The sequence below is a fragment of the Mediterraneibacter sp. 210702-DFI.3.120 genome, assembly GCF_020561005.1.
Classification (GTDB): domain Bacteria; phylum Bacillota; class Clostridia; order Lachnospirales; family Lachnospiraceae; genus Mediterraneibacter; species Mediterraneibacter faecis.
The window spans coordinates 1-12,359 of record NZ_JAJCNG010000015.1 but is presented as its reverse complement, the minus strand read 5'-3'; the positions used below and the strand labels follow the sequence as shown (position 1 = coordinate 12,359).

Sequence of the window (12,359 nt, the reverse complement as noted above, 5' to 3'; positions counted from 1 at the left end):
TACAGGAACAGTTCAGACAGGAGACAGTGAAATTAATGGAAAGAGACAGAAGACGAAGGAAAAAACGACGAAGAAATAGAAAAACAACAAGAAAAGGATTCGTGTTTCTTGTGCTTCTTCTTGTGATCATCGGAGTGGCAGGTGTATTAAAGATGACAAAAGTAGTACCAGGATTATTCCGTGAGTCTGGAAATGTCCTTTTGTCTGATTCTGGTCAGAAAATAGAATTTCCGGAGTTAAATGTATCAGAAGAAGATGTTGCAGATGGTTTTTATTATCAGCAGCTGTCGGAGCAGGAAAAACAGGTTTATCGTGAGATCCTGCAGGGGGTTCGTTCCATGGAAGAGACCATTCTTCTTCATGCAGGCGAGAATGACGAGGCAGGAAAGATATACGAATATCTGATGTATGACCGGCCGGAATTGTTCTGGTGTGACGGCAGCTCAAAAATGACGGTATACAAAGACTACACAGAGTTTCATCCGTCTTATATCTGTACACCAGATCAGAGAGAATCCAGACGGGAGCAGATTGAAAATGCGGCACAAGAGGCACTTGCAGGTGCACAGGGATGTGAGACAGCGTATGAGAAGATCAAGTACATTTTCAAATATCTTGTAGATACTGTGGATTATGATCAAAACGCATTGGATAATCAGAATATTTATAGTTCTTTGGTTGGGAAAAAATCCGTCTGCGCAGGATATTCCAGGGCAGCGCAATATCTGTTGAAACAGATGGGAATAGAATGTATTTACGTTGTGGGAACAGTAAAAGAGCAGGGGGCACATGCATGGAATATAGTGAAATGTAATGATAAGTATTATCAGATGGATGTGACTTTCGGAGATCCGATCTTTCAGGAGAATGAGACGGGAGAAACGCTGCCTCATGATCTTGTGAATTATGAGTATCTATGTTGTACAGATGAAGAAATTTTTACAGATCATCAGCAGGATGATTTTGTGCCGTATCCGGTGTGCGATTCCAATGATCTGGAATATTATCGAATCAACGGTCTGTACTATGAAACATTTGATGAGAATGAAATCTATGAAAAAATGAAAGCAGGGATAGAACAGGAACAGGAAATGTTTGCTATCCGCTTTTCGGAAAATGCTGTTTATGAAGTTGCAAAAGAGAAAATTATAGATAATTTGATTCCACAGGCGGCGCAGTTTCTTGTTGACTTTAGACAATTGGAAGAAGTGAAATATACGTATGCCGTGGATGACAGAAAGCGGATCATAATGATCTTCTGGTATTCATAAAAATGCATAAAATACCATTTATAAGTAAAAAATACCAATATATATTAATAAAAGTACTAAGTTATTCATCAAAAATGATGTTGAAATGTCTCTCATGCTGTAGTATAATCTTTACAATTTGAGAAAGAGGGCGCTCTGGGATAAAGACTCCATGAGCGCCTTCCTTTTGAGAAAAAATATTTTTACGAAGGGAAAGGGTGAACAGATGAAAGCGTTTCTTATTTTGGAAGACGGTACTGTGTTTACAGGAACAAGCATTGGTTCGACGAGAGATATGATCAGTGAGATCGTGTTTAATACTTCAATGACAGGATATCTTGAGGTACTGACGGACCCTTCTTATGCGGGACAGGCAGTGGTTATGACATATCCGCTGATTGGTAATTATGGAATTACACCGGATATGGAGTCATTAAAGGCGTGGCCAGATGGATATATTGTGAGGGAGTTATCCAGAATGCCAAGTAACTTCAGATGTGAAGGTACAATTCAGGATTTCCTCAAGAAATATGATATTCCGGGTATTGCGGGAGTTGATACTCGTGCTCTTACAAAGATTTTAAGAGAAAAAGGTACCATGAATGGTATGATCACAACAAACGAGAATTACGATCTTGATGAAGTAATCTCTAAGTTGAAGAATTATAAGGTAGAAGGTGTTGTCTCCAAAGTTACATGTGCGGAGAAATACGTTTTAGAAGGAACAGGCAAGAAGGTTGCACTTCTTGATCTCGGAGCTAAGAAAAACATCGCAAAATCTTTAAATGATCGCGGCTGCGAAGTGACCGTTTATCCGGCCGATACAACAGCGGATGAGATCATCGCATCTAATCCAGATGGCATTATGCTTTCCAATGGACCTGGAGATCCGGCAGAATGTACATCAATTATCAAAGAAATCAAAAAGCTTTATGAAACAGATATCCCAATATTTGCCATTTGCCTTGGACATCAGTTGATGGCACTTGCAACAGGTGGTACAACTTACAAATTAAAATACGGACATCGCGGAGGAAATCATCCGGTGAAAGATCTTCAGACAGGCAGAGTCTACATTTCTTCACAGAATCACGGCTATGTTGTTGATGAAGACAAGATTGATCCAAACGTTGCAGTTCCTGCATTTAAGAATGTAAATGACGGAACAAACGAAGGACTTGCATATGTTGGAAAGAACATTTTTACAGTTCAGTTCCATCCGGAAGCATGCCCGGGACCACAGGATTCAGGATACCTGTTCGATCGTTTTCTTGAGATGATGGGAGGAGAGAAATAATGCCAAGAGATAATAGTATCAAAAAAGTATTAGTTATCGGTTCTGGTCCGATCGTCATCGGACAGGCTGCGGAGTTCGATTATGCTGGAACTCAGGCCTGCCGTTCACTGAAAGAAGAAGGGATTGAGGTTGTACTTCTCAACTCAAACCCTGCAACAATCATGACAGATAAAGATATCGCAGATCGTGTTTATATCGAGCCACTGACAATTGAGGTTGTTGAGCAGCTGATCAAAAAGGAGAAACCAGACAGTGTACTTCCAACACTTGGAGGACAGGCTGGACTGAACCTTGCAATGGAACTCGAAGAGGCTGGATTCTTAAAAGAGAATAATGTACGCCTGATCGGAACAACATCTGAGACCATTAAGAAGGCAGAGGACCGTCTGGAATTCAAGGCAACAATGGAGAAGATCGGTGAGCCGGTTGCAGCTTCTCTCGTTGTAGAAAATGTAGAAGATGGACTTGCATTTGCAAATAAGATCGGCTATCCGGTTGTTCTTCGTCCTGCTTATACACTGGGAGGAAGCGGTGGTGGTATCGCACATGATTCTCAGCAGTTAGTAGAGATTCTTGAGAATGGTCTTCGTCTTTCCCGTGTTGGTCAGGTTCTTGTTGAACGTTGTATCGCAGGATGGAAAGAGATCGAGTACGAGGTAATGCGTGACGGAGCAGGAAACTGTATTACAGTATGTAATATGGAAAATATTGACCCGGTTGGAGTTCATACTGGAGACAGTATCGTAGTCGCACCTTCTCAGACACTGGGCGATAAAGAATATCAGATGTTACGTACTTCCGCATTGAACATTATCAGTGAGTTGAATATCACAGGTGGATGTAACGTACAGTATGCATTACACCCAGAGACATTTGAATATTGTGTAATCGAGGTAAACCCTCGTGTAAGCCGTTCTTCTGCACTTGCTTCCAAAGCAACAGGATACCCGATCGCGAAGGTTGCAGCGAAGATCGCACTTGGATACAATCTGGATGAGATCAAGAATGCAATCACACAGAAGACCTATGCAAGTTTTGAGCCAATGCTTGACTATGTAGTAGTTAAGATCCCGAGACTTCCATTTGATAAATTTATCAGTGCGAAGAGAACACTGACAACACAGATGAAAGCAACCGGAGAAGTTATGAGCATCTGTAATAACTTCGAGGGAGCTCTTATGAAAGCAATCCGTTCTCTGGAGCAGCATGTAGACAGTCTGATGTCTTATGACTTCACAGATCTGACAGATGATGAACTGATCGATCAGCTGAAGAAAGTAGATGACATGCGTATGTGGAGAATCGCAGAAGCATGCAGAAGAGGAATCTCTTACGATCTGATCCACGAGATTACAAAAGTTGATGAGTGGTTTATCGATAAATTTGCGATCATCACAGAGATGGAGACAGCTCTGAAGACACAGGAACTTACACCAGAACTTCTTGCAGAAGCAAAACGTATCGAGTTCCCGGATAATGTGATCGCACAGCTGACAGGTAAGACAGAGCAGGAAATTCACGATATGCGTCATGCAAACGGTATCGTTGCAGCATATAAGATCGTAGATACTTGTGCAGCAGAGTTCGCCGCAGAGACACCATATTACTACTCTGTATATGGAAGCGAGAATGAAGTTGAACAGACAAAAGATAAGAAGAAAGTACTTGTTCTTGGATCCGGTCCGATCCGTATCGGTCAGGGTATCGAGTTCGACTTCTGTTCTGTACATTGTACATGGGCATTTGCAAAAGACGGATATGAGACAATCATTGTAAATAATAACCCGGAGACAGTAAGTACTGACTTTGACATTGCTGATAAGCTGTACTTCGAGCCACTGACAGCGGAAGATGTAGAGAGTATCGTTGATATTGAGAAACCGGATGGAGCAGTTGTACAGTTTGGTGGACAGACAGCAATCAAGCTGACAGAAGCACTTATGAAGATGGGAGTACCGATCCTTGGTACATCTGCAGAGAATGTAGACAAAGCCGAAGACCGTGAGCTCTTTGATGAGATTCTTGAAGAGTGCGAGATTCCACGCCCGACAGGTGGAACAGTATTCACAGCAGAAGAAGCGAAAGAAGTTGCCAACAGACTTGGATATCCTGTATTGGTTCGTCCTTCCTACGTTCTGGGTGGACAGGGAATGCAGATTGCGATCAACGACAATGATATTGATGAATTCATCGGAATCATTAACAGAATCGCACAGGATCACCCGATCCTTGTAGATAAATACCTTCAGGGAAAAGAGATTGAGGTCGATGCAGTATGCGACGGAACTGATATCCTGATCCCGGGTATCATGGAACATATCGAGCGTGCAGGAATCCACTCCGGAGACAGTATTTCCGTATATCCGGCACAGAGCCTGACAGAAGGAGCAAAAGCAAAGATTGCTGAGTATACAAGAAGACTTGCAAAATCACTCCATGTTATCGGTATGATCAATATCCAGTTTATTGTGTGCGGCGAAGATGATGTATATGTAATCGAAGTAAATCCACGTTCCAGCCGTACAGTACCATATATCAGTAAGGTGACAGGTATCCCGATTGTTCCTTTGGCAACACAGGTTATCACAGGAAAGAAGATCAAAGATCTTGGATACACACCGGGACTTCAGCCGGAAGCTGATTATGTAGCGGTTAAGATGCCGGTATTCTCCTTTGAGAAGATCCGCGGAGCTGATATCAGCCTTGGACCTGAGATGAAGTCTACAGGAGAGTGTCTTGGAATTGCAAAGACATTTGATGAAGCACTTTACAAAGCATTTATCGGAGCTGGAATCAAGCTTCCGAAGCATAAAAACATGATCATGACAGTCCGCGATGAAGACCATGCAGATGCAGTAGAGATCGGAAGAAGATTTGAGAAGATTGGATACCATATCTTTGCTACAAGCGGAACAGCACGCGCGCTGAATGAGGCGGGAGTAAAGGCTACTCCGGTTCGTAAGATCGAGCAGGAATCACCGAACCTTCTTGACCTGATCCTCGGACATAAGATCGATCTTGTTATCGATATCCCGGCACAGGGTGCAGAGCATTCAAGAGATGGATTTGTAATCCGTAGAAATGCAATCGAGACAGGTGTGAATGTACTGACTGCAATTGACACAGCATATGCATTGATCACAAGTCTTGAGAATACAGATATTAAGAAACTGTCACTGATCGATATTGCGAAGGTGCAGTAAGATTTGTTGAACCAGGATTCTTTCAATTGGGATCTAAAATTTAATTGAATGGTCGCAATGCCAGTTCTACTATTACCACGGGTATCAGCCCGCTTTACCTCATCCCTTTGAAAGTATGTAACATAAGAGCAAGAACAGTTTACCGTATGTGGTGCCTGTTCTTGCTCTTATTAACATTCTGAACAAAGTGTATTCGGAAAACAAATATTATCAAGGCTTCAGCAACATTACGAAACGATTATTCTACTATTTCCAATCTTGCAAGGTCAACGAGTGAACCGATTTATATAACAAAAAATGACGAGGATGACGGAGTATTTATGAATATTGATGCCTTTGAGAAAAGGGAACAGGCATTGGAATTTCGTGCGAAAATCATGCAGGCAGAAGAAGAAAGGTTAAACGGAGCAAAGACAAGAAGTATCTCCGAAGCAAGAAAGGAATTGAGAGAACGTGCAGGAACAATATAAAGTTGAAATTCTTCCGATTGCATGGGAAGATTTGAAAAGTGTTGAGGATTATTATTTACTTCGATTCGGTGTGGAATCTGCAATGAAAGTGACGAATCAGATATTGAACAGTAACTCTTCAACTTCCGTAATTAAAGAGCTGCTTGTCACTCCTATATAAACGAGGTATAATGAATTTATCAATAAGCAGTCTTTTTAAAGAACGAAAATAAAGTTATTTCACATAGTACTTTTTATAAAATCAGGACTGCGGAAAAGGAGGACTCAAATATGAAGATAGACATGCACTGTCACGTGAAAGAGGGGTCCATAGACAGCAGGGTAGGGATTGAGGAATATATCACGATACTCAAGGAACACGGATTTCAGGGAATGGTGATCACGGATCACGACACATATAATGGCTACCGCTACTGGAAGAAGAATTTAAAAGGAAAGAAACATACCGATTTTGTGGTACTCAAAGGAATTGAATATGATACGAGAGATGCAGGGCATATTCTTGTAATTATGCCAGAGGGTGTAAAGATGCGTCTACTTGAGATGCGTGGAATGCCGCTTGCACTTCTGATCGATTTGGTTCACCGTAATGGTGGAGTTTTGGGACCGGCACATCCATGCGGAGAAAAGTACATGAGTTTCACTCATGCGAGAAGATACTACCTCTCACCTGAGATTGTTAAACGATTTGATTTTATTGAGACATTCAATTGTTGTGAACCGAAGGATTCTAATGCTGGTGCCTTAAAACTGGCAGAGAAATACGGTAAGGTGATGACCGGTGGAAGTGATTCCCACAAGACAGACTGTGTCGGACGGGCATACACAATTTTGCCGGAGCCGGTTAAAACAGAGACTGAGCTGATCTCTTTGATTCATAAGAAGACTGCATTCAAGACAGGTGGTGTCTATTATAATAAGACGACAAAAGAGAAGATCGGGAAGGTAAATAAGCTCCTTGTATATTCTTTCTGGGTATACAACAAGAGTGGTGAGCTAATGAAACGTCGTGGGCGGAATAAGAAAATGGAAGAAGAACATCCATTTGATCCGATTGATCCAATCGAACTGTATTATCACTCATAATTGTTTCTGGATAGTTACTATGCTTTCCTGTAAGCCCCAGGCGAAATACCATATTTTCTTTTGAAAATGCGGTTGAAGTAGGACAGGTTGTCAAAACCACTGGCATCAGCAATCATCAGAATAGAGTCATCGGATGATTTGAGAAGTCTGGCAGCCATTGTAAGTCGGTAATCATTTAAGTATTCAGTGAATCCGATTCCCATGTGGGCTTTGAAAAACTTCATGAAATGGGATTTACTATAATAAGTAAGTTCAGCCATGTCATCAATCGTTAGTTTTTCTGTATAATGATTTTCTACGTATTTTAAAACAGTTTTCATTTTCTCCAAAGATTTGGAATTGGAGGAAGTGGAGACTGTTTTTTTCTGACGTTCAGAGATCAGAAGAAAGAAAAAGTTAAACAGAGAACTTTTCACAGCAAGTTGCCATCCAGGTGTCTGATCAGCACAGACAAGGTCAATCTGTCGGATACAATTGCTTAAGGCTTCAAAAGATCCGAGAGCCGGAGTGAGAAAATATTCAATAGGAAGAGAACCGTCAAGAAGTGGAACGATGTATTGAATCATGCACAGATCGTTTGCTCCGGAAGAAAGTAAATCTGGTTTGAAAATAATATTTTCGTATTCCATTTTAAAAGTATCATCCTGTTCGATGGCATGGAGACATCTAGGGGGAATAATAATAATATCTCCACTGTGAACCAGACGCTTATCAAAGTCCACAGAAACAAAACCCTGCCCTCTTTTAATGACAACAAGTTCCAACTCATCGTGCCAGTGCAGTGGTACTCCAGGGAAATCGAGAGGGATCGAGCAGAGATAAGTATTATAAGGAAATTCTGCGGATGTATGCGCTTTTGTTTCATGATAATTCTGATATTCGTTAATGTTCATATAAAAATGAGATCCTTTCAATAAAATGATATCTGACACACCTGCTGGTCAAACTAGATTGAATTATAAGAATGATAGTATTGTACAATAAAGTGCAAGTATATTGCAAGATATTTGAAGATAATCGTATTAAAATACAATCATAAGTTAAAAACAAAGAAACAAAGTATGTAACATAAAAACAGAATCAGATTTGAAGGGAGATTATTCAAATGAACATTCAGGAAACATTACAGCAGAAACTTGGTAAAGAGATTGCACAGGCTTCCAATGAAGAAATCTACGGAGCACTTCTTAGTATGGTGCAGGAAATGGCAGGAGAAAAGGAACGTACAGATAGTAAGAAAAAACTTTACTATATTTCTGCAGAGTTCTTGATCGGAAAACTGCTTTCTAACAACATGATCAACCTTGGTATTTTTAATGAAGTAAAAGATGTACTTGCACAGAACGGTAAGAATATTGCAGAAATCGAAGAAGTAGAGCCAGAGCCGTCACTTGGTAATGGTGGACTTGGACGACTGGCAGCATGTTTCCTTGATTCAATCGCAACACTTGGACTTGCAGGAGACGGTGTCGGACTGAACTATCATCTTGGACTTTTCAAACAGGAGTTTAAAAATAACCTTCAGAGAGAAACTCCGAATCCATGGATTGAAGAAAAATCCTGGCTGAAAAAGACAGATGTTGTTTATCCGGTATCTTTCAAAGGACTTAATGTAAATGCGAGAATGTATGATATTGAAGTAACAGGATATAACAATAAGACAAATAAATTACATCTCTTTGATATTGACTCTGTAGATGAGACAATCGTAGAGGATGGAATTGCTTTTAATAAAGAAGACATCGAGAAGAACCTGACACTTTTCTTATATCCAGATGACAGTGATGAGAACGGAAGACTGCTTCGAATCTATCAGCAGTATTTCATGGTAAGTGCAGGAGCACAGCTGATTCTTGATGAATGTACAGCAAAGGGATGCAACCTTCATGATCTTGCTGATTATGCAGTGATCCAGATCAATGATACTCACCCGACAATGGTAATTCCGGAACTGATCCGTCTTCTTGTAGAGAGAGGATTAGACATGGATGAGGCGATCGAAGTTGTTTCTAAGACATGTGCATACACAAATCATACAATCCTTGCAGAGGCACTGGAAAAATGGCCTGTATATTACCTGAAGAAGGTAGTTCCGCAGCTGATGCCGATCATCGAAGTGTTGGATGATAAAGTAAGAAGAAAATATGAAGATGAAAGCGTTTCTATTATTGACAGAAATGATACAGTTCATATGGCACACATTGATATCCATTACGGATTCAGTGTAAACGGTGTTGCTTCTCTTCATACAGAGATTCTGAAAGAGACAGAACTGAATAATTTCTACAAGATTTATCCAGAGAAGTTTAACAATAAGACAAATGGTATTACATTCCGTCGCTGGTTACTACATTGTAATCCGGCTCTCACAGAGCTTCTTGATGAACTGATCGGAGAGGGATACAAGAAAGATGCAGCTGAACTTGAGAAACTTCTTGCATTTAAGGATGATGAGAAGGTTCTTGACAGATTAGTAGAGATTAAACATGCAAATAAAGAAGCACTCTGCAAATATCTGGAAGAGACACAGGGAGTAAAAGTAAGCCCTGATACAATCTTTGATATTCAGATCAAACGTCTGCATGAGTACAAACGTCAGCAGCTGAATGCATTATATATCATTGATAAATATCTTGAGATCAAAGCAGGAAAGATTCCGGCTGCACCGGTGACAGCTATCTTTGGAGCAAAGGCAGCACCGGCTTATGTGATCGCAAAAGATATCATTCATTTGATTCTTTGTCTGCAGGAGATCATCAACAATGATCCAGAGGTAAGTCCATACCTGAAGGTTGTTATGGTTGAGAATTATAACGTAACAAAGGCTGAAAAATTAATTCCGGCTTGTGATATTTCTGAGCAGATTTCACTTGCATCTAAAGAAGCCAGTGGAACAGGTAATATGAAATTCATGCTGAACGGAGCTGTAACACTCGGAACAGAGGATGGAGCAAATGTTGAGATTCATGAACTCGTTGGAAACGATAACATTTTTGTATTCGGTGCATCCAGTGATGAAGTAATCGAGCATTATGCAAAGGCTGATTATGTCGCAAGAGATTTCTATGAGAAGAATCCTGCGATCAAGGCAGCAATTGACTTTATTACAAGCGAGGAAGTTCTGAAAGTTGGAGAGAAAGAGAATCTTGAGAGACTGCAGCATGAGATTATCAGTAAAGACTGGTTCATGACTCTTCTTGACTTCGACAGCTATAAAGAAAAGAAAGAAGAAGCATTGAGAGCTTATGCAGATCAGAAAACATGGGCTAAGAAAGCACTTGTAAATATTGCAAAAGCAGGGTATTTCTCATCTGACAGAACAATTGAAGAGTACAACAGAGATATCTGGCATCTGTAAGAGGAGGAGAAGAACGTGAAAAGAGCGAGCGGAGTATTATTACCGGTATTTTCATTGCCATCAAAATACGGAATTGGCTGTTTCTCAAAAGAGGCGTATAAATTTATTGATCAGTTAAAAGAGGCTGGACAGAGTTACTGGCAGATTCTGCCGCTTGGACCGACTGGATACGGGGATTCCCCGTACCAGTCTTTCTCCACATATGCTGGAAATCCATATTTTATTGATCTGAAGACACTGATCAAAGAAGGACTTCTGACAAAAAAAGAATGTAAAGTGTATGATTTTGGAGAGCAGGCAGGCAGTATTGATTACGAAAAAATCTACAATTCAAGATTTAAAGTGCTGAAAAAGGCATTTGAGCGTTTCGAAAAAGATGAAGCATATGATAACTTTATCAAAGAAAATGCGTATTGGCTGGATGATTATAGTCTTTACATGGCAATCAAGGACAGCAAAGGTGGAATTAGCTGGAATGAATGGGAAGAAGCCCTGAAAAACCGCGAGGAAGCAGCACTTGAGAATGCGAGAGAAGAACTTGCAGAAGAGATTGATTTTTACAAATTCCAGCAGTATGAATTCGATAAACAGTGGTCACAGCTTCACGCTTATGCAAATGAACAGGGAATTCAGATCGTTGGAGATATTCCGATTTATGTTGCATTTGACGGTGCAGATACATGGGCATCTCCGGAGTTATTCCAGTTTGATGAAGAGAATAATCCGGTGGCAGTAGCAGGATGTCCTCCGGATGATTTTTCTGCAACAGGACAGTTGTGGGGCAATCCGCTGTATAATTGGGAATATCATAAAAAGACAGAATACGACTGGTGGATTAAGAGAATCCGTCATTGTCTCAAATTATATGATGTAGTAAGAATTGATCATTTCCGTGGATTTGACGAATATTATTCCATTCCTTATGGAAATAAGACAGCCGTGGATGGAACATGGATGCCTGGCCCGGGAATGGATCTGTTCCGTACAATTGAAGAAAAACTTGGCAAATTGAATATTATTGCAGAAGACCTTGGATTCCTGACAGAAAGTGTACTTCAGATGCTATCCGACAGTGGATTCCCGGGAATGAAAGTAATACAGTTTGCATTTGATCCAAATGGAGGCTCTGCATATCTCCCGCATAATTATCCGGAAAACAGTGTTGTATATACGGGTACGCATGACAATGATACAACAAGAGGATGGTATCACAGTACAGATAAAGCGACGCGAGATTTTGCAAAAGAGTATATGAATGCACAACGCCTGGATGAAGATGATCTGGCGTGGGATTTCATCCGACTTGCAATGAGCAGTAAGGCGAACCTTTGCGTAACTCCGATGCAGGATTTACTGAACCTGGATGGAAAGGCGAGAATCAATGTACCGTCTACACTTGGCGGAAACTGGACCTGGAGAATGGAGAAGGGACAGTTTGATGAAGAGACGGTGAAGAGACTGAAACGTATGACATGGTTGTACGAACGTCTTCCGAGAGAAGTTGAAAGAAAATAAAATAGTACAAGAGAGAGACTGTGTTGAGCATGGTCTCTTTTGTTTTTTGATTATTATTCAGATGTTTGCAAAACAGCTGTTTTGGCTATCGGATCTATTTGTTAGAGTTGGGGAACGCAGTTTACGCATCTGCAACAACCGAAAGAACTGACGTCCTTTCGGTTAAGGGCATTCGCCCTA

General features: G+C 40.7%; 9 protein-coding genes. 8 read left to right on the top strand and 1 reads right to left on the bottom strand.

Annotated features, from left to right (window positions below):
* Positions 1 to 35 precede the first annotated feature (35 nt).
* The 6 genes from LI162_RS09220 (at position 36) to LI162_RS09195 (ending at position 7,306) form a co-directional block, all read left to right on the top strand.
* Entirely contained in the window at positions 36 to 1,271 is a 1,236-nt protein-coding gene (locus LI162_RS09220) for a transglutaminase domain-containing protein (protein ID WP_055148321.1), read from the top strand.
* A gap of 205 nt (positions 1,272 to 1,476) precedes the next feature.
* On the top strand, positions 1,477 to 2,547 hold the full coding sequence (locus LI162_RS09215) for a carbamoyl phosphate synthase small subunit (RefSeq protein WP_055148336.1): 1,071 nt from the start codon (positions 1,477 to 1,479) through the stop codon (positions 2,545 to 2,547).
* Positions 2,547 to 5,750 (top strand): carbamoyl-phosphate synthase large subunit, encoded by a 3,204-nt coding sequence (gene carB / locus LI162_RS09210; protein ID WP_155204554.1) that lies wholly within the window; start codon positions 2,547 to 2,549, stop codon positions 5,748 to 5,750. Before LI162_RS09215 ends, carB begins: the two co-directional genes overlap by 1 nt.
* 206 nt (positions 5,751 to 5,956) lie before the next feature.
* On the top strand, positions 5,957 to 6,220 hold the full coding sequence (locus LI162_RS09205) for a type II toxin-antitoxin system Phd/YefM family antitoxin (protein ID WP_226901265.1): 264 nt from the start codon (positions 5,957 to 5,959) through the stop codon (positions 6,218 to 6,220).
* On the top strand, positions 6,204 to 6,380 hold the full coding sequence (locus LI162_RS09200) for a hypothetical protein (RefSeq protein ID WP_226901264.1): 177 nt from the start codon (positions 6,204 to 6,206) through the stop codon (positions 6,378 to 6,380). Before LI162_RS09205 ends, LI162_RS09200 begins: the two co-directional genes overlap by 17 nt.
* A 110-nt stretch (positions 6,381 to 6,490) precedes the next feature.
* Entirely contained in the window at positions 6,491 to 7,306 is an 816-nt protein-coding gene (locus LI162_RS09195) for a PHP-associated domain-containing protein (RefSeq protein WP_015529667.1), read from the top strand.
* A 17-nt stretch (positions 7,307 to 7,323) separates the two neighbouring features.
* Here LI162_RS09195 and LI162_RS09190 read toward each other — a convergent pair whose 3' ends face one another.
* Positions 7,324 to 8,199, bottom strand: coding sequence for an AraC family transcriptional regulator (locus LI162_RS09190; protein ID WP_015529668.1), 876 nt, complete (start codon positions 8,197 to 8,199; stop codon positions 7,324 to 7,326).
* 212 nt (positions 8,200 to 8,411) lie between these two features.
* Here LI162_RS09190 and LI162_RS09185 point away from each other — a divergent pair, with 212 nt between their 5' ends.
* Complete coding sequence (locus tag LI162_RS09185; protein ID WP_020436670.1) at positions 8,412 to 10,664, top strand: glycogen/starch/alpha-glucan phosphorylase; 2,253 nt, start codon at positions 8,412 to 8,414, stop codon at positions 10,662 to 10,664.
* A 15-nt stretch (positions 10,665 to 10,679) separates the two neighbouring features.
* Positions 10,680 to 12,179 (top strand): 4-alpha-glucanotransferase, encoded by a 1,500-nt coding sequence (gene malQ, locus LI162_RS09180; RefSeq protein ID WP_227156353.1) that lies wholly within the window; start codon positions 10,680 to 10,682, stop codon positions 12,177 to 12,179.
* Positions 12,180 to 12,359 lie beyond the last annotated feature (180 nt).